Consider the following 24,465-nt stretch of genomic DNA (forward strand, 5'->3'; position numbering starts at 1 on the left):
ATTTTATTAGATTTAACAACAATTACCATCAGGCGAACAACAAGGTTCATTTCCTATTTCAGCTAATTTGACTTTTGCTTTTTCAACTGGTATACCACAATTGTCTTTTGCTAAACAATCTGTTTGTTTGGTCGTTAACAAAAAGTTAGTGCCATCAAAATCTAATCCATACTTCCCAATAGTCTCACCTTGATATTCCACCTCTATATCTAAATCTGGTAATTCTAACACACGTTCAGATAGTTCAATGATGTGAATGAGTTTTTCAGGGTGTAATCGGTGATTATAGTCATTAGCTTCCCAAAGCTGAAAGCTTATAACATCTTCCTTTCTAACTGTTCCACCACAGTCAATAAAATGCTTATTAATTTTTCCAACTTCTGTCACATGAAAATGACTAGCCACTAATTCGCCATTAGGCAATTGAAATCCAATGGTTTTTAAATGCTTTAACTGATTTTTAATTTCCGATAGTTTCATAATATTTTACTTTTATTATTAACAGCAGTCTCCTGCTTTATTTATTTTTTGTCCAAAAAAGACCTGAAACAGTTCAACTATTTCAGACCATGTTTCTTGGTCTATACAATAACAAATACTGGTGCCTTCAATATTTCCTTTAATTATTTTTAAGTTCTTTAGTTCTTTTAAATGTTGTGAGATGGTTGGTTGAGCCAAGCCAATTTCATCAACTAAATCACCACATACACAGCTATTAGTCCTAAATAAATGCTGTAAAATAGCTACTCTAGCTGGATGACCAATAGCTTTAGCCAACAGCGCTATTTTATTTTGCTGCTCATTAAATATTTCAGATTTAGTAATTCCCATATTGCTTAATTTGTTTATTGCAATATTACGATTATTAAATGACATATCAATCGTATTGATATAAAAAACAATTAAATAAAAGTTAAAATTTCTTTTTTAATAGTATTACTATTATATTTGCGGTAAATATTATTTTTATGAAAAGTTTATTGTCAAACATTAAAATTGTTGTTCCAGATAAAATATTTATAAAAGATCCTGAAACATCAGATCTTGGCAAGCGTATAATAGAGCATAGTATTGAATTGATTGATGAGATTGGTTTTGATAATTTTACATTTAAAAAATTAGGTATTAAAATAAAATCTAATGAAAGTTCCATATATCGCTATTTTGAAAGTAAGCACAAGCTACTACTCTATTTGTCTTCTTGGTATTGGGCATGGATAGAGTATCAATTGGTGTTTGAAACGCATAATATTTCAGATACAGTTAACAGATTAGAAAAAGCAATTGAAGTGGTGACAAGACCCGTAGTAGAAGATTCTAATTATACGCATGTTAATGAGATTGTATTGCATAGAATTATTGTAAATGAAAATTCAAAATCATTTTTAACCAAGGAAGTCGATTTAGAAAACAAAGACGGTTATTTTATTGTATATAAACGTATCATTGGTAGGTTAAATGATATGATTCTAGCTGTTAATACAGATTACGCCTATTCATTAAGTCTGGCGAGCACAATTACAGAAGGATCTTTACATCAGCATTTTTTGAATGATCATTTTAAATCGTTAACCAATTGTAATGATCAAAAAACACCAACATCGTTCTTTAAAAGACTTGCTATTGACGCCATAACCAAAAAATTATGAATAAAGAAAATTTAACTCCTTGGAATCGTTTTATAGGCTTATTACAGCTTGAAAAAAGAGATATTTTCCAAATATTTTATTATGCCATTTTTTCAGGAATTGTAGCCTTATCTCTACCTTTAGGTATTCAAGCTATCATTAACCTTATTCAAGGTGCACAACTATCAACTTCTTGGATTGTTTTAGTTATACTAGTAACTGTTGGCGTGATGTTTTCAGGTGCTTTACAAGTGATGCAACTGCGTATAATTGAAACTATGCAACAACGTATTTTTACACGGGCTTCATTTGAATTTAGTTACCGTTTTCCAAAAATCAGAATGAGTGAACTACGTAATTATTATCCACCAGAGTTGGCTAACAGATTCTTTGATACACTTACAATTCAAAAAGGACTCTCAAAAATACTAATTGATGTACCTTCGGCTCTTTTACAAATAATTTTTTCACTAATTCTATTATCCTTTTATCATCCATTCTTTATTGTGTTTGGAATGTTTTTATTATTGTTGGTTTACATCGTATTCAAATTCACAGCTAAAAAAGGACTTGAAACTAGTTTGGAAGAATCTAAACACAAATATATGGTAGCTCACTGGATTCAAGAAGTTGCCAGAACCATCGTGAGTTTTAAGTTATCGGGCAACACCAGTTTGGCTGTTTCAAAAAACGATGCTTATGTATCAGACTATTTAAAAGCAAGAGAAAGTCATTTCAGAATATTGATTATTCAATTTATTCAAATGATAAGTTTTAAAGTTGTTGTAACAGCAGGTCTATTACTAATTGGTGGCGCACTAGTACTGAATCAAGAAATGAATATTGGTCAGTTTGTAGCAGCTGAAATTATTATTCTATTGGTCATTGGATCAGTTGAAAAACTTATTCTTGGCCTTGAATCGTTTTATGATATTTTAACGTCAATTGAAAAATTAGGGCAAGTGGTTGACAAAAAATTAGAGTCTCAAGAAGGAGAAAAACCTAACTATAGTGACCTTCTTGAAATTGAACTTAATGATGTTATATATAGTGTTGAAAACAGAGAGAAAGCTATTTTAAACAATATCAATTTACATATTTTTCCAAAAAGCAGAATTTTAGTTCGAGGTGAAAGTAGTTCAGGTAAATCGAGTTTGTTACGACTTATATCAGGAATAATAAAACCAACCAAAGGTCAGGTGATTGTTAATAAACATTCTTTAAAAAGTATCAATTTAAATCATTACAGATCACATCTTGGCATGTCACTTTCAGAGGAAACACCATTCATTGGAACCATTAGGGAAAATATTACATTTGGTAACCCTAACATTTCTGATGAAGCTATTTATTGGGCTCTAGAGAATGTTGGTCTGTCAGATTTCATAAAAGATCAAGATGATGGATTACAAACTATTTTACACCCAGAAGGTAGGCAAATGTCATATACTACTTCAAAGAAAATAATATTGGCAAGAGCCATTGTAAACAAGCCTAAAGTATTGATTCTTGAAGACCCTTTGGATCAATTCAGTGCTCAAGAAACAACTAAAATCATAGCATTTTTAACCAATAAAAATCAACCATGGTCATTAATAGTGGTTAGTAGAAATACAGAATGGGAAACTGTTTGTGATCAAATTATTGAGTTAGAAAACGGAAACATTAAAAGCAATACCAAATAGATATGTTAAACATTTCAAATAACGAATTGCATAAAAAAATACCATTGTCAAATTTCAATTCTGGTAAAATGGTATTTGAAAAGGAATATTACAAGGTGATTAATAAATTTTTGTTGGTCTTTGCTATCATTGTATTAATAATATTGTTTTTACCGTGGACACAAAATATAACTGGTCAAGGTCAAGTAACAACCTTAAAGCTTAATCAAAGACCACAAACCATTCAATCTCAAATCCCTGGTCGTATTGAGGAATGGTTTGTTCAAGAAGGTGACTTTGTAAATAAAGGAGATACTATTTTAAGAATTTCAGAAGTAAAAAGTGAGTATTTTGATGAGCGTTTAGTTGAAAGAACTAGTGAGCAGATTAACGCCAAATCATCATCGGTTACTGCTTATGATGGTAAAGTTGAAGCGCTTAACAATCAAATTGTGGCTTTACAGCAAGAACGACAACTCAAGCTTAAACAGGCTGAAAACAAACTACTGCAATCCAAGCTAAAAGTTAAGAGTGATAGTATAGATTTTGAGGCTTCAAAAACCAATATGGATATAGCAGAGCGTCAATATAATCGTACGGTAACATTGCAAGAAGAGGGGCTAAAAGCTGTTAAAGATGTAGAAGAAAAACGTTTGAAACTACAAGAAAATCAAGCGAAATTAGTGTCGCAAGAAAACAAATTATTGGCAAGTATAAATGAAGTTATTAATGCTGAAGTTGAAATTGGCCGAATTCGTGCAGAATATGCTGATAAGATATCGAAAGCTCAAAGTGATATGTTTACAGCCAAGTCTAACCAATTTGATGCTAAAGCACAAGTAACAAAACTTGAAAATGATCGTACTAATTATCAAAAACGAAATGATTTACTTTATGTAACAGCTCCTCAAAACGGCTATATAAACAAAGCCTTGCGTGGTGGTATTGGTGTGACGTTTAAAGAAGGCGAAGAAATTGTAGGAATTATGCCTTCACAATTTGAATTGGCAGTTGAAACTTATGTCAGACCAATTGATTTACCGTTATTACATATTGGTGAAAAAGTACGTGTACAATTCGATGGCTGGCCAGCTATCGTTTTCAGTGGTTGGCCAAATGTATCTTACGGAACTTATGGTGCTAAAGTTGTAGCAATTGAAAATTTTATTAGTGATAATGGTCGTTATCGCGTTTTATTAGCTCCAGATGAAACTGATTACGAATGGCCTAAAGCCATACGCGTTGGTTCAGGAGCGCGCACAATAGCATTACTTAATGATGTACCTATTTGGTATGAAGTATGGCGACAGTTAAATAGTTTTCCTCCAGACTATTACACGCCAGAAATTAGTGAAGCTAAAGATAAAAAGAAATAAAACCATGAAACAATTTGTATTAGGTGTTTTCCTAAGCTTTAGTTTAAATGTATCCGCTCAACAATTGATAGATACAACGATGACCTTGTCTGAATATTTGGGTTATGTAAAAGCATTTCATCCCATTGTTAAACAAGCCAATCTAATAGTGAATGAAAGTGAATTAAAGCTTTTAAAATCTCGTGGAGCATTTGATCCTAAAATAGAAGTGGATTATGATCGTAAGAAATTTGAAAATACTGAATATTACGACAAATTAAATGCCACCTTCAAAATACCAACTTGGTATGGATTAGAGTTTAAAGGGAATTTTGAAGAAAATGAAGGTGTGTATTTAAATCCTGAAGCAACCGTTCCAAATGATGGTTTGTATAGTGTTGGGGTTTCTATCGATATAGCCAGGGGATTAATCATGAATGAGCGTATGTCTATGCTTAAGCAAGCAAAATTGTTTGTACAACAAGCAGAAATGGACAGACAACTTTTGGTAAATGATATTTTATTCGAGGCATCTGTAGCTTACTTTAACTGGCTCAAAGCTTACAATGAAAAAAAGGTTTATGAGTCTTTTGTTGAAAATGCCAGTTTACGCTTTAATGGTGTGAAAAAGAGTTACGAGGTTGGTGAACGAGCTGCCATTGATACAACCGAAGCCAGAATTGCATTATATGATAGACGACTAAACCTTGAAAAAGCACGTATTAATTATGTGAAAGCTACTTTGGACCTATCAAATTATTTATGGTTGGAAAATAACGTGCCAATTGAGTTACAAGATAATATTGTACCAAATACAAACACCATATTAGAAATTGATTCCGTTTTAAGTACATCGGAATTTGATTTGGCTAGTTTTGATATTAATACCCATCCAAAAATGCTATCATTGGATTACAAATATGAAGGGCTAGATATTCAAAGAAGGTTAACAGCTAATAATTTATTGCCAACTATTAATTTGGAATATAATTTTTTATCCGACACTCCTGAAGCTATTAATTCATTTAACACATCCAACTACAAAAGTGGCGTTAACATAAGTTTGCCATTATTTTTAAGAAAAGAGCGCGCAGATTTAAAACTGGCCAAGCTAAAAATGCAAGACACCGAGTTTGAAATTGAAGCGACAAAAGTTACTTTAAAAAATAAAATTTCAGCAATAGATCAGGAATTAGATTCCTATGTAGTTCAAAACGATTACAATGCAAATATTGTAACTGATTATGAAAAACTATTATCAGCTGAAGAACGTAAATTCTTTTTGGGTGAAAGCTCTATATTTCTGGTTAACAGCCGAGAATCAAAATTAATTGATGCTAAACTAAAGGCTATTAATTTGGAGTACAAATTCTTTGAAACGAAAGCCAAATTATTCAATGTGTTATCTACCTTACCCTTTTAAAAAAGTGTAATTATTGCATGCCATATTTTAATAAAAACTAGTATTTTGCAGCATTCAGATTTGAACCTTTTTAATGAAAGTTTGTATTGCAGAAAAGCCTAGTGTCGCTAGAGAAATTGCCACAGTATTGGGAGCTAAAACCAAACGTGATGGTTATTTTGAAGGCAATGGCTATGCCGTAACTTACACGTTTGGTCATTTATGTACGCTTAAAGAACCTAATGATTATAAACCACATTGGAAACGCTGGGATTTAAATAACCTACCCATGTTACCCGAAAAATTTGAAACGAAAGTCACAGGTGACTCTGGTATTAAAAAGCAATTTAATATTGTAAAATCACTATTCGAAAAAGCTGATGTAGTAATAAACTGTGGTGATGCTGGTCAAGAAGGTGAACTTATTCAGCGTTGGGTGTTAAACAAAGCTAATTATAAAGGCAAAGTGCAACGACTTTGGATATCGTCGTTAACAACTGAAGCTATAAAAGAAGGTTTTGACAACCTTAAACCTTCTGAAGACTACAACAACTTGTACTATGCCGGATTTTCACGTGCTATTGGCGATTGGCTTTTGGGTATGAACGCAACACGCTTATACACGTTAAAACATGGTGGCTACAAGCAAGTTTTATCTATTGGCCGTGTACAAACACCTACGTTAGCTATGGTTGTAAATCGGTTTAAAGAAATTGAAAATTTTAAGCCACAACCCTATTGGGAATTACAAACCTTATATCGTGATACGTTGTTTTCCTATGAAGAAGGACGTTTTACAAACATGGAAGATGGTGAAGTTTTAGCTAACAAAGTCAAAGATGATGATTTTGAAATCTTATCAATAACCAAAAAGAAAGGTAAGGAATATGCTCCAAAATTATTCGATTTAACAGGATTACAAGTCTATTGTAATACGAAGTTTGGTTTTTCAGCTGATGAAACTTTAAAAATTGTTCAACGTTTATATGAGATGAAAGTCGTTACCTATCCTAGAGTTGACACGACTTTTCTTCCTAATGATGTTTACCCAAAAGTATCTGGAATATTACAAAAACTTACAGATTACAAAGAGCTCACACAGCCACTGCTAGGAAAAAAGATAAAAAAATCATCAAAAGTTTTTAATGATAAAAAAGTTACCGATCATCATGCTATTATTCCAACTGGTATGCAAACCAGTTTGCAATATAATCAGCAACAGGTTTATGATATCATAGTTAAACGATTTATCGCAGTGTTTTATGAAGACTGTTCTGTAGCAAATACAACAGTAATAGGAAAAGCGGCTGACGTTAATTTTAAAACAACTGGTAAAGAAATCCTAAAAAAAGGTTGGCGCATTGTTTTTGAATCTGAAAATTCGCCTAAAAAAGAAACCGTATTGCTACCTGCTTTTAGCAAAGGAGAAAAAGGACCTCATGAACCCTCTTTTTTGGGAAAACAAACCAAACCTCCCAATCAATTTACTGAAGCCTCACTCCTACGCGCTATGGAAACTGCAGGAAAACAAGTTGATGATGACGAGTTACGCGATTTAATGAAAGAGAATGGAATTGGTAGACCATCTACACGAGCCAACATTATTGAAACGCTCTTTAGAAGAAAATACATAAAGCGTAATAAAAAACAAATATTACCAACAGTAACAGGTATTCAGCTGATTGATACTATTCAAAATGATCTTTTAAAATCTGCTGAATTAACAGGTACTTGGGAAAAGCAATTAAAGGATATTGAAAAAGGAACCTTTAGTGCCAGTGATTTTATTAAAAACATGAAGCAAATGGTTGATGATTTGGTTTATGAAGTGCGTAGTGAAACCAAACGTGCAAATATTACCCATATTAATAACAAGACAAATAAAACAGTATCCAAATCAGCAAAAAAAACTTCCAAGAAATTAGTTAATCGTACTTGTCCAAAATGTAATCAAGGAAAGATTTTGAAAGGAAAATCAGCTTACGGTTGTTCATCATATAAAGATGGCTGCAAGTTTTTACTCCCTTTTAAATATAAAGACAAGCGCATATCAGAAAAACAATTTATTAGGTTATTAGATAAAGGCTCTACTGTTAATTTAAAGGGATTTAAAACTGATTCCGGAACGACAGAAGGTTTATTAAGGTTTGATGATAACTTCAATTTAAAATTAGAACCTAAACATAATAAACCGTCAATTCCTGATAAAATAGTATGTCCAAAATGTAAATCTGGGACTTTACTTAAAGGGAAAACAGCCTATGGCTGCTCTGAATATAAATCTGGTTGTGATTTTATTTTTTCTTTTGATGCTATCAAAAAAAAGGCAACTGGTAAAAAACTTACTAAAGAGTTGGTTTATAAAATTATAACTACAAACTAGATTAGTGTTACTTTAACAGCATTCAAACCCTTCATGCCTTTCTCAAGTTCAAAAGACACCTTATCGTTTTCGGCAATTTCATCTATCAAACCACTTACGTGACAAAAATATTTTTCTGAATTTTCAGAATCAATGATAAATCCAAAACCCTTTGAATTATCAAAAAATGAAACTTTGCCTTTTCTAACTGGATCTATTTCTTCAATATCGCTATCATCACGTTTTGGGATACTGACTTCTATACTTTCGGCATCAACTTTTACTTTCATTGAAGGATCTGGTGGTGTATCAGTTAAATTGCCATTATAGTCAACATAAGCAAATTGAATACCATCACTTTCTCCAGTTTCTTTTTCAAGCTTTCTAGCTTCCATTTTTTTACGTTTATCTTCACGCTTTTTTAAACGTTTTTTTTCTCTTTCATTTTTGTTAAAAGTCTGCTGTGATTTAGCCATTTATTGTATAAGTTGTTTTTATTTATTGAAGAAACTTAAGTGTTTCTATCATTTGTTCAAAATACGAGAATAATTAGTCCTATAAAAATTTAAACCGATAATTCTTTAAACTGGATACCTAATGCTTTTTGAATTTCATGAACACGTTGTAGCTCATTAGGTAAAATTAATGCAATTGAACGACCCGTTTTACCAGCTCTGGCGGTACGTCCACTTCTATGTGTGTAATATTCTAATTGTTCTGGCAATTGATGGTGGATTACAAAAGCTAGATTATTGACATCGATACCTCGAGCAGAAACATCTGTAGAAACCAATACTTTTAACGATTCGTTTTTAAAGGCTCGCATAACTTTGTCACGTTCTTTTTGTTGCATATCACCTTCTAAAACATCTACTGCAAAACCTTCATCACGCAATATTTGAGTCAAGTTCTTGGCACCTGCTTTGGTTCTACAAAAAATAATGCCACGTTGCTCATTAAAATGATCCAACACGCCAGTTAATACATTCTTCTTTTCTTTTAAGCTTGTTGTTATAAATTGATGTGTAATATTGGCATTCACCAAACTATTTTTATTGACTTCAATTTTAACAGCTTTTGGTGACATATAGGTTTTTACAATACGCTGAATTTCTTCAGGCATAGTTGCCGAAAACAACCATGTAAACCGTTTACCGGTTGTATATTTTAATATTTTATTTAAATCTTGTTTGAAGCCCATGCTTAACATCTCATCAGCTTCATCTAGCACCAAAGTTTTAATGTTTTTTATATCAATTTCGCCTCGTTCAATAAAATCTAGCAATCTGCCAGGTGTTGCTACGACAATGTGCGTTGTACGTTGGAGCCTTTTAATTTGTTTGTCGATTTTTTCGCCACCATAAACACCTTCAGCAAATATTTTTGAATCACAATATTTCGTGAATTTAAATAACTGCTTTTGTATCTGCTGAACTAACTCTCTTGTTGGTGCCAAAATCAACGCTTGTATTTCTGAATTATCAGGATTAATTTGATGCAATACTGGTAAACCATAAGCAGCTGTTTTTCCAGTACCAGTTTGAGCCAAACCAATAAAGTCGGTTTCATTTTCTAATAAAACTGGAATTGTTTCCTTTTGTATTTCAGTTGGTGTTTTAATATTAAGCTCTTTTAACGCTTTAATAAACTCTTTTCTAACACCTAAATCTGCGAATGAACTCATAATCTAAAAATTGAAATGCAAAGGTATAGTTATTATTAAGCATTGCTCTATGGTATTTCAATTATATTTGCTTTATACTAGTGAAATTAGCATGCATAAAAACAATAAACATCATGAGCCTTATAATTTCTTGGCTTTATCTAAAGCAAATCCTGTTTTAAAACCTTATGTTTTTAGTAACGACTATAATAATCAAACCATTGATTTTGCCGATTCTCAAGCTGTTTATGAACTCAACAAAGCTATTCTGATTTTAGATTATAATCTAACGGATTATCTATTACCTGCTGGATATTTGTGTCCGCCTATTCCTGGACGTGCCGATTATATTCATCATTTACATGATTTATTAAATGCTGAAAACGCAACTATAATGGGTTTAGACGTTGGTGTTGGAGCAAACTGTATTTATCCTATTCTTGCCTCTCAAATTTATGATTGGAAAATGATTGGTTGTGATATAAATTTTGAAGCAGTAAATATTGCACGTCATAACGTTAATATTAATCAAGAGTTGTTAAAGAAAATAGATATTCGTCATCAAGAAAATCCGGCTTTTCTCTTTACAAATATCATAAAACCCAATGAATACTATCATTTTACCATGTGCAACCCGCCGTTTCATAGTTCTGAATCTAAAGCTTTAAAAGGCACAAAACGTAAGTGGAAAAATTTAAAAGGTATTACGGCTTCAGAATTAAATTTTGGTGGACAAGCCCATGAGTTATGGTGTAATGGTGGTGAAGCCCTTTTTATCAAACGTATGATAAAAGAGAGTGTGCAATTTAGAACGCAAGTAGGATGGTTTACAACACTAGTTGCCAAAGGTTCTCATTTACCAAAACTTCAAAAGCAACTTGACAAATTAAAGACTGAACATCAGATTATAAATATGGCTCAAGGTCAAAAACAATCCCGAATTTTGGCTTGGCGATTTAAAAACTAATCTAAATGGTAGTAACCACATTTTAAATAAGCCCCTTCTGAAAAGCTTATTGGATGGTCAATATCGTGTTGTGTTTTTAAAACAAGTTTAAATGACCGTTTTGAAGCTTTTAATACTTGCTGATTAATATCGAAAAACAAATCGGCTGAAATACGTGATGAACATGATGCTAAAACCAATAATCCTTTTTTTGCGGTGAGCCTCTCACCTAGTCTAGCGAGTTGCGTATATTTCTTTTTGGCTAAAGAAATTTCAGATTGTTGCTTGGCGAAACTTGGTGGATCAATCACTACTACATCATACGTTTTACCTGATTGAATGAGGTTTTCCATTTCGATAAAGGCATCACCTGCGATGGTAATATGTTTTCCAGAATAGTCGTTTAATTTGCCATTGTCGATTGCCATTTCAAGTGCTTGTTTGCTTATGTCCAAACTCGTGACTTCTTTTGCTTGATTGGCTAATGCATGAACCGAAAAACCACCAGCATACGAAAAGACATCTAGAACAGATTTTCCCTTGCTTAATTCACCAACACGTCTGCGATTATCACGATGGTCTAAAAAATAACCTGTTTTATGGCCTTTAATTACATTAGCCGAAAAATTAACACCATGTTCTACAAATTGAATGACTTCGTTTTCCAGTTCACCATAAATAATTTGACCATCTGTTAAAGCTGTTTGTGATTGTTGTAAATGTCTGCTTAATCGTAATACTACAGTTTCTGATTTTGATGTGGTTATTAAACCTTCTACTATTGTTTTTAAATAGGGAAACCAAATTTCAGAATAGAGTTTTATAACCAAAACGTTTGCATAAACATCAGCTATGAGACCAGGAAAACCATCGTTTTCGCCAAAAATAAGGCGATAACTGTTGGTGTTAGTTTGTAATAAAGACTCTCTTTTTTTAAATGCCTTTTTAATGACCGTATTAAAGAAATCATTATCTATTTTTTGTGCACCACCATGATGCAACATTTTAATGCGTATGGGCGAGGCTTTATCAAATAAACCAATGCCAATTACAGAATCATCTCGCTTTCTAAAAATAATACAAATATCTCCGGATTCACCTTCCTTATTCTGCTTCAAAATGCTGTTTTCAAAAACCCAAGGATGACCTCGTAGCACGCTACGTTCACCATTGCTATTGAGTTTAATAGCGAGTCGTGATATATTATTCTTGTATTCCGGAATACTTACTAATTGATTCAAGAGTCTGTTTTTTATAAGATCAAAAATAGAAAACGCACAGTAAAGAATAGCCTACTGTGCGTTTTATATTATTTAAAATTGGTTATTCTGAAACTATAGGATTTCCAAAAATATCCAGTTCAATAACTGTTTTACCTAGTTTTTGAATTTCATCCCATTGGGTAGCTTTATCACCAACCACTACATATATCATATCATCTTCAACTAAATATTTATTGATTATGTTTTTATAATCGTCAACTGTCATAGCGATCAATTCCTCTTGGTCTTTTTCAATATAGTTCAAGGCATAACCATATTTACTGATATTTCGTAAAATGGCCAACTTGGCTCCTAAACTTTCATAGGCTCTGGTATTGGCTTTTAATAACTTGTTTTTGGTTAACTCGACTTCTTCTTCACCAAAACTTTCCGCGTAAGTTCCCAGCATCTCTTCAATAATTTCTAAAGATTTTAAAGTGGCATTAGCACGAACACTAGAACGAACCGTATAAGGCGCAATTTCTAAACTATTTCCAACTCCTGAATACGCACCATAGGTATAACCTTTTTGAATTCGTAAGGTTTGAAACAATCGACCACTTGAACCACCTCCTATAATTTCATTGGCAAAATCCAAATTATTAGCTTCCGGGTTTTTAGCCGATAATGCCAATTTACCAATATTTAATACCGATTGCTTAGAATCTGGAACATCTATAAAGAACAGCAAATCTTTTTTGTCATTTCCAGAAATGGCGTAATCGCTGATTTCTGGAGCAGTGCCTGTCCAATCATTTAAAGTTGCTAAAACAGTTTTTGTTTTGTCAGAAGTGATAGCTCCTGCAATATGAAAGGATGCATTTGATGGTACTAAATTATTATAGTATGCTTTTAAATCATCCATAGTAATGTTCTTTGCCGTATTTAATGTCCCACTTCCTGGAACCGCAAACGGATGATCATCTCCATATAATAACTTATTATAGGCTAAACTAGCAATAGCATTAGGATTGGCTTCACGATCTTTAAGTCCTGTTTCTAAAGCCTGTTTTAATCGTGAAAACTCCTTCTCATCCCAACGTGGTTCCAAAAGTATTTCTTTTACCAATGCGATAGTTTCTTCAAAGTTTTTAGTTAAACAAGAGCCTGTAATATGAAAATCTTCATTGGCGCTATACATTCCAATACTAGCTCCTAACAAACCAATTGCTTCCTCTAATTCAGCAGGTGTTTTAGTTGCAGTTCCTTCCATAATTAAATCACTCAAAAGACTAGCGACTCCAGCTTTACCTTCAGGGTCTAACAAATGACCTCCAGGAATGGTAATGTCGAATTGTACCAATGGTATTTCATTATTTTCTATACCATATAAATTCATACCATTGTCTAATTCAGCAGTCCAGATTTCTGGCATTTTGAATTTTGGTAAGTCACCAAAAGGTGGTTCGCTTCTATCGTACTTACTTGGCGTTTTTTCATATTCTGCTTCCTCACCTTGGCTGACTTCTTCATTGGCTACATTTTGCTTAACTTCTTCAATCCAAACAGTTGCTTGGTTTGAACCTTCAACAGCTAAATCTAATTGTCCTTTTGGAACAACACTAGTCATCACAAAGTTCTTATCTTTAATATATTGGTTATAAACACGCATCACATCTTCTGCAGTTACAGCATTGGTAAGTTTAGCGGTTTTTGTGATATAGCTTGGATCACCACCAAACTCATTATCTTGACCTAGTTGAAATGCTTTATTTAAAACTGTACTAATTCCTTGGTAGAGGTTGGTCTCCAATTCTGCTTTAATGCGTTTGAGGTCACGATCATTGACGCCCTCTTTTTCAAATTTTTCAAATCCATTATTAATAGCAGCCTTTACAGAATCTAAATCTATACCTGCATTTGCTCTAACACGGAAAATAAATTCACCAGCTAACTCGCTACTGTATTGATAGGTTCCAATATTTGGTGCTAATTTTTGTTCTTCTACAACCGTTTGATATAAAGGTGATTTTTTACTACCACTTAATAATTGACCCAATATTTGTAGAGCATATGAATCTTTATGATATTCCTCAACCGTAGGGAAAACCATTCGTAATTCAGGTAGCTTGGCAAAGTTATCTTCAAAGTATAGTGATTTCGTTTCTTCTAAAGTCACCGGCATTGGGTCTTGTTTTTCAACCTCTGGTCCACTAGGAATTTCACCAAACCATTTTTCGACTTGTTTTTTAGTTTCATCAAAATCTATATCACCAGCAACAACCAGAGTTGCATTGGCTGCACCATAATATTTATTATAAAACTCTTTGACATCATCAATAGTAGCAGCCTGTAAATCCGGCAAAGATCCGATAACCGTCCAATTATATGGATGCCCTTCTGGATATAAATTTGAACGAATAATTTCGTCGGTATAGCCATATGGTGCATTATCAACACGTTGGCGTTTTTCGTTTTTTACAACTTGCTTTTCGCGTTCTAATGCAGCTTCTGTAACTGTATTAATCATGTATCCGAAACGATCAGAATCAATCCACATGATTTTTTCAAAAGCATCTTTAGGCACGACTTCATAATATACCGTATAGTCGTTAGAAGTACCACCATTGCGGCTTCCACCCCATTCCGGAATCATTTTTCTATTAGCACCTACAGGAACATTTTCAGAATCGTTAAAACTCATATGTTCAAAGAAGTGAGCAAAACCTGTTTTTCCAGGTTTTTCACGATTGGAACCTACATGCATAATCGTAGCAACCGCAACAATAGGATCACTTTTGTCCTGATGCATAATAACCTCCAGACCATTATCTAATGTAAATTTCTCATAATCAATGGAAAAATCCTTTTCAACTTCAGCTACTTTTGACGTTTTTTCTTCATTTTTACACGAGAAAATAATCAAAAAGATAGCCAATAGACTTAATTTTAAAATTCGCATGGTTTAATAGGTTTGATTGAAAATTTAACTTAATCCATAAATGTCAGACTTTTATCGATAGAACACCTAAAAACATAGTATAATTAACATTTTTTTATACATTTAAAGAAATTTAAAATATGCAAAAAATTACCCAAATTATAGGTTTTATCTTAATGATTTTGAGTTTCCAAACGCATGCTCAACAGTCAGTTGCTAGAGAATGGAATGAACAATTGTTGGATGCTATTAGAAATGATTTTGCCAGGCCAACTGTTCATGCTCGAAATTTATTTCATACATCTATGGTTATGTATGATTCTTGGGCTGTATTTGATTCACAAGCTGAAACCATTTTTCTAGGCAAAAATTTTGGCGGATATATCTGTGATTTTAACGGTATTGATTCACCAAGCGATGTGGCATCTGCAAGACACGAAGTTATGAGTTATGCCATGTTTAGATTGTTGAATCATAGATTTCAGGACTCCCCAGGTTCTGCAGAATCGCTTGCAGCTTTTAGTGATCATTTTGCATCTTATGGCTATGATAACACATTCACTTCAACCGATTATAGCACTGGTTCATATGCCGCTTTAGGAAATTATTTAGCTAGTGAAATTATTGCTTTTGGACTTCAAGATGGTGCCCATGAAGAAAGTGGTTATAACAACTTATTTTATTCCCCTCAAAACCCACCTTTGGTTTTGGAACTCTATGAGGATATTACTGAAATTGATCCTAACAGATGGCAACCACTAGCCTTTGACGTATTTATTGACCAAAGCGGAAATGTCTATCCTTTAAACACACCAGATTTTGTTAGCCCAGAATGGGGAGAGGTCGTTCCCTTTAGCTTATCACCGGAAGATTTAGAAATTTTAAATAATGGTTTTGATAGTTATATATATCATAATCCGGGTACTCCTCCATTTATTCAAAATTCAAGTGAGGATGGTTTTGACGATCCTTACAAATGGTACTTTTCGCTTGTTGCTTCTTGGTCTTCACATTTAGACCCAGATGACACAACCATGATTGATATTTCTCCAAATGGTATTGGAAATGTAGATATTAATAATTTCCCACAGACTTTTGAGGAATATCGTGCTTTTTATGATTATTTGGAAGGTGGTGACCCAGGTGCAGGCCATAATCTAAATCCCTATACCAATGCACCATATGCGCCTCAAATGGTTAAAAGAGGAGATTATGCTCGTGTACTTGCAGAATTTTGGGCAGACGGACCTGACTCTGAAACACCTCCAGGACATTGGTTTACTATAATGAATTACGTAAGTGATCATCCTTTAATTGAAAAAAAATTCAACGGCCAAGGTCCTGTTTTAAGTGATTTAGAATGGGATGTAAAATGTTACTTGACTTTAGGTGGCGCTATGCATGATTGTGCTGTGACCACTTGGGGTGTTAAGGGATACTATGATTACATTAGACCCATATCAGCTATTCGCTACATGGCAGGAAAAGGTCAAAGCACTGATGAATCATTACCCAATTATGATCCTCATGGCTTACCATTGGTGCCAGGTAGAATAGAGCTTATAGAATCTGGTGACCCGCTTGCAGGTTCTGGTGATGAAAATGTAGGACAGATAAAGATTTTTGCTTGGAAAGGACCAGATTTTATTGCTGACCCAGATACTGATGTTGCTCATGTCGATTGGATTTTAGGAACACATTGGTGGCCATATCAAAGACCAACATTTGTAACGCCTCCTTTTGCAGGATATGTATCAGGGCATTCAACATTTTCTAGAGCTGGTGCTGAAGTTTTGACTTTATTGACAGGTGATGCTTATTTTCCAGGTGGTATGGGAACTTTTGAAGCACCACAGAATGAGTTTTTGGTTTTTGAAGAAGGTCCTTCTGAATCCTTAACTTTACAATGGGCAACATACAGAGATGCCTCTGATCAATGTAGTTTATCACGCATTTGGGGTGGTATTCACCCTCCTATTGATGATATTCGCGGTCGTATTATTGGTGAAGAAATTGGCATTGAAGCTTTTACTTTGGCCTCTCAATTTTTTTCTGGTACTTTAAGTGTAGAATCTTTAGAAGCACAAAATAATATTGCCGTTTATCCTATTCCTTTTGAAAGTGAATTACATATAAAGCATGAATTAAACGAAGAAACAACCTATCAAATTCATAGCCTAGATGGAAAGCTTGTCTTTAAAAGTAGTTCTAATAATAATGTTAGCCAATTGGATTTAGGACATTTACAAGATGGTATTTATATTTTAAGACTAATCGATTCTAAAGACGATACTGTAGCTATTAGAAAAATAGTAAAACGCTAAAATTATTGAATTATAATTTTTTTGGAAATGGTCTGATTAACTGAAGAAATATTAAATAAATACATCCCAGAACTGTAATTAGACAAATCAATACTATTTAATCCAGTAATTAATTCTTTGTTTAGTAATGTTTTACCATTAGTGTCGTAAACTACAAGTTTTGATTTTGACTCTATGGTTTTAATATTCAAATAATCAACAACAGGATTCGGGTATATTTCAAAGGTCATTATTTCTTCTTTAGTATCAGTAACAGATAAAGCATTGCAAGCACTTTCGTCTGTGACAAAATTTGATGAACTGTCAATATCCCAATCAGATAGAAAACTGGCACTACTATCATCAACATAAATACAGGTTAAAGCTGGATTATTTAAGGTATTAAAATCTGAAATATCACTATTGTTCCCATTTCTAAAGTCAATGCTTTCCAGTTCATTAGACGCTAGCCTTACATATTTTAATTCATTGTTATTCGTTAAGTCAATATCTCTTAAATTATTAAAACTAGCATAAAACAATAGTAATTCTGGAGCGTGAGAAAGATCTAGTTCCTGAATATTATTATTGTTACAAAGTAAACGACGCATTGATGTATTGGAGGTAATATCTAATTCATTAAGCATGTTTCCGCTTACATCCAAATATGTCAAATCTAAACAATTGTCAAATGTAAAGCTAGTTATGTTGTTTTGACCACAAGAAATAGTTTCGAGTAATGTGTTATTTGAAATATCAAGTGAATCCAAATCATTGTCACCACAAAACAAAGACTCCAAAAGGATGTTTTCTTCCAAATTAAGATCAGTTAGAATATTTGAATAGCACCATAATACAGCTAAATCTATATTATTGGTAACATCTAATTCACAAATATTATTAAGGTTACAAGATAATACCTCTAAATCTAAATTATTCGAAACATCAAGAACGTCTAATTGATTGTTACTTACATAAAGTTCCTTGAGATTCAGGTTTTGAGACACATTTAAATCTGTAAGGCTATTATTTTCAATATCTAAAACTTCTAACTCTAGATTATATTGCAAATCCAAATTTGCAATATTATTATAATAACTGTATAAGTATTTCAGGTTTACAAAGGCTTCAATTCCTGATAAATCAGTAATGTTTTTACTAAAAATATTTAATGTAATAACACTTTCTGCATCAGAATTGAGAATATTACCATTTAGGCCATTCGTGTCAATATTATAATCAATAAGCGCTTGCTCAAAACTCACATCTGGAATGGGTGTAGTTTGTGCCACAACATTAAAACACAGTAAAATAGCTGCACTAAAAGTAGTTAATAGGTTAGATTTTATAATAGGTTTTATTGAGGCCAAGACTATAATTTAATGTATATAGAGCATTAAAAGTATTATTAAATAGTTTTCATAAAGATAATATTCGTTATGCGTAACTTTTTATCGTTGAGCGACTTAATTCAACAAAAATTGAATTTATTATTTATAATAGTTATTTGTTAAAATGTTAAATAATAATATATTGAATTGTACTTTTGCAGCAATCAAATTAAAGAATAACAAATGCTTCCATTTTTTAGAGTTATTGCACTTTTAGAAGGCGTATCATACATTCTTCTATTATTTATAGCTACTCCAGTTAAATATTTTATGAATGAGCCTAAATATGTTAAATTACTAGGTATGCCACATGGTATCTTATTTATTATGTATATCATTTTGGCCGTAATTGTTGGCTCTAATCTAAAATGGAATAATAAAACCATGCGTACTGTTTTATTAGCTTCAATTATTCCATTTGGTACTTTTTATGTTGACAAAAAATTTTTGAAACAATAGACTATGAAAGACATTCAATGTTTGTTTTATGATTATTTAGTTTCAGTAGATGTAAGCCCAGATACAGCCAAATATTTGAATATGCTTGTGCTGCTTGTGGCTTTATTTGTTATAATTTTTATAACTGATTTTGTTACTAGAAAACTATTAATAAATGCTTTTAGTAAGTTTTCTGAACAATCCAAGACACATTTTGATGATTTATTGGTTAATCACAAAGCTCCTAGAAATATAGCTCATATTGTTCCTTTAATTTTAACCATCAAACTGTTCCCTTTTGTTTTTTATGACTTTCCGCATTTTGAAAGTTATATCGTAATGATCCTAAAAGTGTACGGTATTATTCTTACGGTTTGGATTATAAGAAGTATTTTAAAAACTTTTGAGTCCTATTTTAAAACCCTTCCACGCCTGAAGGATAAACCTATTGATAGTTACATTCAAGTAGTCATGTTGTTTGTATGGATTATCGCTATTGCTTCCTGTCTTGCAGTATTAATTAATTTATCTTTTATTAAGTTTTTTACCACGTTAGGCGCAGCTTCGGCCATACTATTATTGATATTTAAAGACACTATTTTGGGTTTTGTGGCAAGTATTCAAGTGGCTGTAAATGATAGTGTTAGAATTGGCGACTGGATTACAATGGAAAAGTATGGTGCAGATGGTGATGTTATTGAAATTAATTTATCAACCGTTCAGGTTCAGAATTTTGATATGACTATTACTCATATCCCAACATTTGCGCTCATAACTGACTCCTTTAAAAATTGGCGTGGTATGCAGTCATCTGGTGGTAGACGCATAAAACGTGCCATTATACTTAAAGCAAAAAGTGTTCATTACCTGACTAATGAAAAAATAGAGAACCTTAAAAAAATACATTTAATAAAAGATTATTTAGATCACAGACAAAAGGACATTAATAGTTTTAATGAATCTAATGAGATTGATAAATCGACTCTAATAAATGGTAGAAATCTGACCAACATTGGCGTTTTTAGAAAATATCTTCAAAGCTATGTAGAAAATCATTCAGCAATAAATAAAGATATGTTTATAATGGTCAGACAGCTTGCTCCAACTGCTCATGGTCTACCCTTGGAAATTTACGCTTTTAGTAGTGATAAACGTTGGGAAAACTACGAGTACATAATGTCAGATATTTTTGATCATGCTTTATCTGCTGTGCCTTATTTTGATTTAGAAGTTTTTGAACTATCAACTACAATTGATTCACCTGAAAACTAAAATTAGCTTTCTAATCTATCTTTCACAAATTCTACTTTAGTTTTTCCATGAGGTTTTGGCTTACCATCTTCACCTAAATTTACCATGATGATTCTATCAATGGTCAATATAGTTTCACGAGTCATTTTATTTCTGGCTTCACAACGCAATGTAATTGAAGATTTTCCAAAATTTACCACTTCCATACCCAACTCAACTATATCACCTTGCTTAGCTGAACTCATAAAGTTTATTTCGGATACAAATTTGGTAACAATATGCTTGTTTTCTAATTGAATTAAGGTGTACAATGCGGCTTCTTCATCTATCCAAGCTAGCAATCTACCACCAAACAGTGTGCCGTTAGGGTTTAGGTCTTCTGGTTTTACCCATTTTCTAGTGTGAAATCTCATAAACTATAATAAGGTTTGTTGTGAATTGTTATTAGGTATTTTCAATTTAGAACCTAATTCAGTATTTAATTTTTTAATAAAATAGGCTGAAAGTAATGGTGATTCTTTTTCAATATTTTGATGTATAAAGAAATCAATTTCTTTGATTCCCTGTTCTTGCCACTCTTTCAGTCTAGAAACCCAATCATCCAATCTAGTATAATCACTAGGATGGTTGGCTCCTACATAGCGCACAAAAGCTATTGCATTAGTTAAACGCATGTGCATTAAATCACGTCTTCCTGCGGTATCAACAATTACGTTTGAAATATTATTGGTTTCCAATAAGTCATACAATTGATTTGAAACCACTTCATCATTATACCAATCTGTATGTCTGAACTCTATGGCTAAAGCAACTTCTTTAGGCCAGTTTTCCACAAAATTTACAACCTTGTCAAAATCTTTTGGTGCAAAATTATTATGCATCTGAAGAAAGATAGTGCCTAATTTTTCTTTGAGGTTTGAAGCATTATATAGATAGTTTTCTACAACAGCATGTACATCATTCAAGCGTTTCCAATGACTAATTTCTTGATTGAGTTTTGGGAAAAATTTAAAACCATCAGGCGTTTTTTTATACCACGTAGCAAACTGTTCAGCCGGAAATATGCGATAAAACGTTGCATTTAGCTCAATAGCATTAAATTGATTTGAATAGTACGTTAGTTCATCTTTGGTTCCACGCGGATAAAATCCCTTCAAGTCGGCTCTATTCCATTTGGCACAGCCTACGTATATATCAGGAACATTATCATCCTTCACCTTATTGAGCACACTTGCCGTATCATTATGATCAGGTTTAAGGGTAAAATCTATATCTCCTGGATTATCGACGCTTCCAAACTTCATTTTTCAGGTTTTAATCAAAGATAGTTGTTACTTGTCATTCTATGAAATACTTCAAATAATTAAGCTTGATTTTTGAATTTGTAAAATTTATTGTTGATAACGCTGTTAATATTCTAATTCCACATGGCGTTATTAAGCTATTTGAATTTATATTTTTATTAAAACTTATACCATGAACCGATCTGCAAACCTATTAAAATGCCGTCCAGAAATTGCTTCGGCATTATTTTTTGATTCTATGAGTCCTGATGAGCGTTTTCAAAACGAAACCTTACGACCAATTATTAAGCTTCAAAATGATTTGTTTATTGAAGTTTTCAAAAATTATGTAACAAAGCATAAAAATGTTTTTTATGACTTGTCTGTCCAAAAACAAATTGACTATGTTGAGAATGCCATACATAAGGATATGAAATTTAGAAATTCATTAAAAGGAATGGTCATTGGACAGTTTACAGTTGAAGAATACCAATTTTACGTTACCAATTCTTCAGCATTAAACAAAAGGATGATGAATATTGTTAAGGAACGATTAATAAGTAATATTCAGGCTTTTCATTCATTGGTTGCATAAATGACACTCAAAGAACAATTATTGGCAGTTTGCTATAACCATGCAAATAAACGCATAGCAAGTTATAGAGATGAAATAGAAACCATTAAGGAGTCTATAGAAAACAATGATAAAAGTAGTGATGATGATGACGATTCAGGTAACGGCAAACTTTTTAATGATTTAGAAAAAAATGCCAACTACTTGAGCGAAGCAAACAAAATGCTGGACACATTAAAATTAATAAATCCCAGGGCATCTCATACACATGCGGTTTTGGGAAGTATTGTGAAAACAAATTCTAAAACATTCTTTATAGCAACAAGCATTGGTGCGATTGAAATTGAAGGCAATACCTATTTTGGCATTTCTTTGCTATCTCCTATAGGTCAATTATTGAAAAGCAAAGTTGTAGGCGATACCATTGAATTTAACGGTGATTCACAAACCATAATTGATATTAAATAATGGATTCTCCATTTAGATTGGTAGTAAGTACATCGCTCATGTAGTCAAAAAACGGTCTAACTGTTTGAAAAGAATTATTCACATCTTCCAAAAAGCTAGCAGATAATACTTCAGTATCCTTGTATTTTTTTGTGAAAATGAATTGTTTTTTCCTAATTAAATCAATATCTGGGTGGTTTTTGTCAAAATCTCTTGGTGCCGATTTAAGTTCATCTCCAACTAATTCGCCCCAAACGTTTGCAAAGGTCTTATTAGAAAGAATTGCTCGCATTTCTGAAGCATCCATTTCAAATTCTTTACGCATTCGTAGTAAATCATCTTTATTCGGCTCCCAAAATCCTGTAGCTATAAATGATTCATTATTTGGCTGAATATGTAAGTAATAACCACCTCGAAGTTCTGGTTTCCTTCTATTGAACGAGCCTCCAAAATGTGTTTTGTAAGGCTGTTTGTTTTTTGAAAAACGCACATCACGATAAATACGAAACATTTTAAATCCATCAACATCATCATGAATACTTAATGCATTGAACAACTCTTTATAAGAAGCCTTGACTTCTGCCTCTATTGCTTTGAATTCTTTTTTGTTGTCATTAAACCAATCACGATTATTGTTTTTTTCCAGTTCTTTAAGAAAATCTAAAGTTTGTTTTGATATTGTTTTCATATACCATTTTAATTTAGATAAAGTTATAAAAAAAAGCCTCAATAAAATTGAGACTTTTTTTTGTGATAAATTGCTAATTATTTAGGTGTTTTAATTGACATAAATTTGGTAGTCAACAATGAATTTGAATCATTGTCATAATATTCAACTACAAAACTTCCATCACCATCAAAATAACCAATTCCGGAATATTCCTTATTGTTAAAGATATAATATCTACCGTCAAGAGTTGATCTCATGGCATTGGCATATTCACCTTTAGCGTTCTTTTTAGTTACGGTAAATCCATTTGCATTTTTTACAAAATTGTATTCTTTACCATTTTGAATGTAGGAAACCAATTCAATTTCAGAATCATAAAACGGATCATTATCATTATCAATTTCAATGGTTTTTGTAACCATTTTATCACTGTTCATCACTCTGGCTTGGTTTACTTTACCAGCATCGGCTTTATCAAGCTTAACTTTCTTTTCCTCTCTGGTAGTTACTTTGATTTTGTTTTCAACAACTTCTTCACCGTTATTGACTTTTACAGTTTTTACTTCTGTTGTTTCAGACATGCTTCTAGGCTTATCTTGTGCGTAGAAATTAGCTGAAATTAAAAATATACTGATATAAATTAAATTTTTCATTGTTTTAAATTTTAAAGGTTAATAATTCTTTTAAATACTATTGGTTATCGTCGGTAGCATCATCAACTGCGTCCTCAACATCTTCTGCAGCTTCTTCTGCGGCTTCTTCAACAACTTCAGCAGTTTCTTCGGCTGCTTCCTCAACAGTTTCTGCTGATTCTTCGATGTCTTCACCAACATTATCCATAGTTTCTTCTACTTGCTCATCTGCTTTTTTTTCATCTCTACATCCTGTAAATACAGTTGATAATGTAAAAAGAAAAGCAAATGCTACTATTATTTTTTTCATGTT

Annotated in this window: 23 protein-coding genes; 11 read left to right on the forward strand and 12 right to left on the reverse strand. The window is 32.5% G+C overall.

All coding sequences use genetic code 11. The annotated features are described in order from the left end of the window. Nucleotides 1-12 precede the first annotated feature (12 nt). Nucleotides 13-480, reverse strand: coding sequence for a DUF6428 family protein (locus HGK31_RS09720; protein ID WP_104733758.1), 468 nt, complete (start codon nucleotides 478-480; stop codon nucleotides 13-15). An 18-nt stretch (nucleotides 481-498) separates the two neighbouring features. Continuing rightward, nucleotides 499-831, reverse strand: a complete 333-nt coding sequence (locus tag HGK31_RS09725) for an ArsR/SmtB family transcription factor (RefSeq protein WP_191859574.1) — start codon at nucleotides 829-831, stop codon at nucleotides 499-501. Nucleotides 832-968: 137 nt separating this feature from the next. Between HGK31_RS09725 and HGK31_RS09730 the strand changes: the two genes are divergently transcribed. The 5 genes from HGK31_RS09730 to HGK31_RS09750 all read left to right on the forward strand — a co-directional run bounded on the left by HGK31_RS09730 (nucleotide 969) and on the right by HGK31_RS09750 (nucleotide 8,432). Continuing rightward, nucleotides 969-1,649, forward strand: a complete 681-nt coding sequence (locus tag HGK31_RS09730; RefSeq protein ID WP_104733757.1) for a TetR/AcrR family transcriptional regulator — start codon at nucleotides 969-971, stop codon at nucleotides 1,647-1,649. Then, nucleotides 1,646-3,313 carry a peptidase domain-containing ABC transporter gene (locus HGK31_RS09735; protein ID WP_104733756.1) on the forward strand — a complete coding sequence of 556 codons (1,668 nt, stop codon included), beginning with the start codon at nucleotides 1,646-1,648 and terminating at the stop codon, nucleotides 3,311-3,313. The genes HGK31_RS09730 and HGK31_RS09735 overlap by 4 nt, the downstream gene beginning before the upstream one ends. A 2-nt stretch (nucleotides 3,314-3,315) precedes the next feature. Further along, nucleotides 3,316-4,668: an HlyD family secretion protein gene (locus HGK31_RS09740; RefSeq protein WP_191859575.1), complete on the forward strand. Its 1,353-nt coding sequence runs from the start codon at nucleotides 3,316-3,318 to the stop codon at nucleotides 4,666-4,668. A gap of 4 nt (nucleotides 4,669-4,672) precedes the next feature. After that, entirely contained in the window at nucleotides 4,673-6,070 is a 1,398-nt protein-coding gene (locus tag HGK31_RS09745) for a TolC family protein (protein WP_191859576.1), read from the forward strand. Between the two features lie 73 nt (nucleotides 6,071-6,143). Further along, nucleotides 6,144-8,432, forward strand: a complete 2,289-nt coding sequence (locus HGK31_RS09750; protein ID WP_191859577.1) for a type IA DNA topoisomerase — start codon at nucleotides 6,144-6,146, stop codon at nucleotides 8,430-8,432. On the opposite strand, the gene HGK31_RS09755 is transcribed toward HGK31_RS09750, so the two are convergent. Both HGK31_RS09755 and HGK31_RS09760 read right to left on the reverse strand, forming a co-directional pair. After that, the gene (locus HGK31_RS09755) at nucleotides 8,429-8,887 is read right to left on the reverse strand and encodes a cold-shock protein (protein WP_191859578.1); all 459 of its coding nucleotides are present in this window, start codon (nucleotides 8,885-8,887) and stop codon (nucleotides 8,429-8,431) included. The genes HGK31_RS09750 and HGK31_RS09755 overlap by 4 nt on opposite strands. Nucleotides 8,888-8,976: 89 nt before the next feature. Beyond that, nucleotides 8,977-10,095 (reverse strand): DEAD/DEAH box helicase, encoded by a 1,119-nt coding sequence (locus HGK31_RS09760; RefSeq protein WP_191859579.1) that lies wholly within the window; start codon nucleotides 10,093-10,095, stop codon nucleotides 8,977-8,979. Nucleotides 10,096-10,144: 49 nt separating this feature from the next. On the opposite strand from HGK31_RS09760, the gene rlmF reads away from it, so the two are divergent. Beyond that, nucleotides 10,145-11,041 carry a 23S rRNA (adenine(1618)-N(6))-methyltransferase RlmF gene (gene rlmF, locus HGK31_RS09765; protein ID WP_317169728.1) on the forward strand — a complete coding sequence of 299 codons (897 nt, stop codon included), beginning with the start codon at nucleotides 10,145-10,147 and terminating at the stop codon, nucleotides 11,039-11,041. Here the strand turns inward: rlmF and HGK31_RS09770 are convergent. Both HGK31_RS09770 and HGK31_RS09775 read right to left on the reverse strand, forming a co-directional pair. Next, the gene (locus HGK31_RS09770) at nucleotides 11,038-12,261 is read right to left on the reverse strand and encodes a class I SAM-dependent rRNA methyltransferase (protein ID WP_191859580.1); all 1,224 of its coding nucleotides are present in this window, start codon (nucleotides 12,259-12,261) and stop codon (nucleotides 11,038-11,040) included. The two genes, rlmF and HGK31_RS09770, sit on opposite strands and share 4 nt — an antisense overlap. Nucleotides 12,262-12,343: 82 nt before the next feature. Further along, on the reverse strand, nucleotides 12,344-15,184 hold the full coding sequence (locus HGK31_RS09775; RefSeq protein WP_191859581.1) for a M16 family metallopeptidase: 2,841 nt from the start codon (nucleotides 15,182-15,184) through the stop codon (nucleotides 12,344-12,346). A 119-nt stretch (nucleotides 15,185-15,303) separates the two neighbouring features. Here HGK31_RS09775 and HGK31_RS09780 point away from each other — a divergent pair, with 119 nt between their 5' ends. Continuing rightward, nucleotides 15,304-17,487 (forward strand): T9SS type A sorting domain-containing protein, encoded by a 2,184-nt coding sequence (locus HGK31_RS09780; RefSeq protein ID WP_191859582.1) that lies wholly within the window; start codon nucleotides 15,304-15,306, stop codon nucleotides 17,485-17,487. Between the two features lie 2 nt (nucleotides 17,488-17,489). Here HGK31_RS09780 and HGK31_RS09785 read toward each other — a convergent pair whose 3' ends face one another. Beyond that, nucleotides 17,490-18,836 carry a T9SS type A sorting domain-containing protein gene (locus tag HGK31_RS09785; protein WP_191859583.1) on the reverse strand — a complete coding sequence of 449 codons (1,347 nt, stop codon included), beginning with the start codon at nucleotides 18,834-18,836 and terminating at the stop codon, nucleotides 17,490-17,492. Between the two features lie 204 nt (nucleotides 18,837-19,040). Here HGK31_RS09785 and HGK31_RS09790 point away from each other — a divergent pair, with 204 nt between their 5' ends. Together HGK31_RS09790 and HGK31_RS09795 are read left to right on the forward strand one after the other, a co-directional pair. Continuing rightward, nucleotides 19,041-19,316, forward strand: a complete 276-nt coding sequence (locus HGK31_RS09790; RefSeq protein WP_191859584.1) for a DUF3817 domain-containing protein — start codon at nucleotides 19,041-19,043, stop codon at nucleotides 19,314-19,316. A gap of 3 nt (nucleotides 19,317-19,319) precedes the next feature. Then, complete coding sequence (locus HGK31_RS09795) at nucleotides 19,320-20,567, forward strand: mechanosensitive ion channel family protein (protein ID WP_191859585.1); 1,248 nt, start codon at nucleotides 19,320-19,322, stop codon at nucleotides 20,565-20,567. A 2-nt stretch (nucleotides 20,568-20,569) separates the two neighbouring features. On the opposite strand, the gene HGK31_RS09800 is transcribed toward HGK31_RS09795, so the two are convergent. Then, nucleotides 20,570-20,959, reverse strand: a complete 390-nt coding sequence (locus HGK31_RS09800; RefSeq protein WP_191859586.1) for an acyl-CoA thioesterase — start codon at nucleotides 20,957-20,959, stop codon at nucleotides 20,570-20,572. Nucleotides 20,960-20,962: 3 nt separating this feature from the next. Next, nucleotides 20,963-21,850: a DUF72 domain-containing protein gene (locus HGK31_RS09805; protein WP_191859587.1), complete on the reverse strand. Its 888-nt coding sequence runs from the start codon at nucleotides 21,848-21,850 to the stop codon at nucleotides 20,963-20,965. A 172-nt stretch (nucleotides 21,851-22,022) separates the two neighbouring features. On the opposite strand from HGK31_RS09805, the gene HGK31_RS09810 reads away from it, so the two are divergent. Further along, complete coding sequence (locus tag HGK31_RS09810; protein ID WP_104733743.1) at nucleotides 22,023-22,424, forward strand: glyoxalase; 402 nt, start codon at nucleotides 22,023-22,025, stop codon at nucleotides 22,422-22,424. Continuing rightward, entirely contained in the window at nucleotides 22,425-22,871 is a 447-nt protein-coding gene (locus tag HGK31_RS09815; RefSeq protein WP_191859588.1) for a transcription elongation factor, read from the forward strand. Here HGK31_RS09815 and HGK31_RS09820 read toward each other — a convergent pair. The 3 genes from HGK31_RS09820 to HGK31_RS09830 all read right to left on the reverse strand — a co-directional run bounded on the left by HGK31_RS09820 (nucleotide 22,864) and on the right by HGK31_RS09830 (nucleotide 24,462). Continuing rightward, on the reverse strand, nucleotides 22,864-23,538 hold the full coding sequence (locus HGK31_RS09820; RefSeq protein ID WP_191859589.1) for a DUF2461 domain-containing protein: 675 nt from the start codon (nucleotides 23,536-23,538) through the stop codon (nucleotides 22,864-22,866). The genes HGK31_RS09815 and HGK31_RS09820 overlap by 8 nt on opposite strands. 77 nt (nucleotides 23,539-23,615) lie before the next feature. Further along, the gene (locus tag HGK31_RS09825; protein ID WP_191859590.1) at nucleotides 23,616-24,173 is read right to left on the reverse strand and encodes a hypothetical protein; all 558 of its coding nucleotides are present in this window, start codon (nucleotides 24,171-24,173) and stop codon (nucleotides 23,616-23,618) included. 37 nt (nucleotides 24,174-24,210) lie between these two features. Beyond that, entirely contained in the window at nucleotides 24,211-24,462 is a 252-nt protein-coding gene (locus tag HGK31_RS09830; RefSeq protein WP_191859591.1) for a hypothetical protein, read from the reverse strand. Nucleotides 24,463-24,465: the final 3 nt, after the last annotated feature.

It is taken from the genome of Hanstruepera ponticola (assembly GCF_012931685.1).
GTDB lineage: Bacteria > Bacteroidota > Bacteroidia > Flavobacteriales > Flavobacteriaceae > Hanstruepera > Hanstruepera ponticola.

What these genes read in the sequence shown, in the direction of transcription:
- HGK31_RS09720 (WP_104733758.1), bottom strand. Translation starts at nt 480, where the DNA reads ATGAAACTATCGGAAATTAAAAATCAGTTAAAGCATTTAAAAACCATT.
- HGK31_RS09760 (WP_191859579.1), bottom strand. Translation starts at nt 10,095, where the DNA reads ATGAGTTCATTCGCAGATTTAGGTGTTAGAAAAGAGTTTATTAAAGCG.
- HGK31_RS09820 (WP_191859589.1), bottom strand. Translation starts at nt 23,538, where the DNA reads ATGAAAACAATATCAAAACAAACTTTAGATTTTCTTAAAGAACTGGAA.
- HGK31_RS09815 (WP_191859588.1), top strand. Translation starts at nt 22,425, where the DNA reads ATGACACTCAAAGAACAATTATTGGCAGTTTGCTATAACCATGCAAAT.
- HGK31_RS09725 (WP_191859574.1), bottom strand. Translation starts at nt 831, where the DNA reads ATGGGAATTACTAAATCTGAAATATTTAATGAGCAGCAAAATAAAATA.
- HGK31_RS09795 (WP_191859585.1), top strand. Translation starts at nt 19,320, where the DNA reads ATGAAAGACATTCAATGTTTGTTTTATGATTATTTAGTTTCAGTAGAT.
- HGK31_RS09810 (WP_104733743.1), top strand. Translation starts at nt 22,023, where the DNA reads ATGAACCGATCTGCAAACCTATTAAAATGCCGTCCAGAAATTGCTTCG.
- HGK31_RS09755 (WP_191859578.1), bottom strand. Translation starts at nt 8,887, where the DNA reads ATGGCTAAATCACAGCAGACTTTTAACAAAAATGAAAGAGAAAAAAAA.
- HGK31_RS09750 (WP_191859577.1), top strand. Translation starts at nt 6,144, where the DNA reads ATGAAAGTTTGTATTGCAGAAAAGCCTAGTGTCGCTAGAGAAATTGCC.
- HGK31_RS09735 (WP_104733756.1), top strand. Translation starts at nt 1,646, where the DNA reads ATGAATAAAGAAAATTTAACTCCTTGGAATCGTTTTATAGGCTTATTA.
- HGK31_RS09730 (WP_104733757.1), top strand. Translation starts at nt 969, where the DNA reads ATGAAAAGTTTATTGTCAAACATTAAAATTGTTGTTCCAGATAAAATA.
- HGK31_RS09825 (WP_191859590.1), bottom strand. Translation starts at nt 24,173, where the DNA reads ATGAAAAATTTAATTTATATCAGTATATTTTTAATTTCAGCTAATTTC.
- rlmF (WP_317169728.1), top strand. Translation starts at nt 10,145, where the DNA reads ATGGTATTTCAATTATATTTGCTTTATACTAGTGAAATTAGCATGCAT.
- HGK31_RS09775 (WP_191859581.1), bottom strand. Translation starts at nt 15,184, where the DNA reads ATGCGAATTTTAAAATTAAGTCTATTGGCTATCTTTTTGATTATTTTC.
- HGK31_RS09780 (WP_191859582.1), top strand. Translation starts at nt 15,304, where the DNA reads ATGCAAAAAATTACCCAAATTATAGGTTTTATCTTAATGATTTTGAGT.
- HGK31_RS09805 (WP_191859587.1), bottom strand. Translation starts at nt 21,850, where the DNA reads ATGAAGTTTGGAAGCGTCGATAATCCAGGAGATATAGATTTTACCCTT.
- HGK31_RS09745 (WP_191859576.1), top strand. Translation starts at nt 4,673, where the DNA reads ATGAAACAATTTGTATTAGGTGTTTTCCTAAGCTTTAGTTTAAATGTA.
- HGK31_RS09800 (WP_191859586.1), bottom strand. Translation starts at nt 20,959, where the DNA reads ATGAGATTTCACACTAGAAAATGGGTAAAACCAGAAGACCTAAACCCT.
- HGK31_RS09740 (WP_191859575.1), top strand. Translation starts at nt 3,316, where the DNA reads ATGTTAAACATTTCAAATAACGAATTGCATAAAAAAATACCATTGTCA.
- HGK31_RS09830 (WP_191859591.1), bottom strand. Translation starts at nt 24,462, where the DNA reads ATGAAAAAAATAATAGTAGCATTTGCTTTTCTTTTTACATTATCAACT.
- HGK31_RS09790 (WP_191859584.1), top strand. Translation starts at nt 19,041, where the DNA reads ATGCTTCCATTTTTTAGAGTTATTGCACTTTTAGAAGGCGTATCATAC.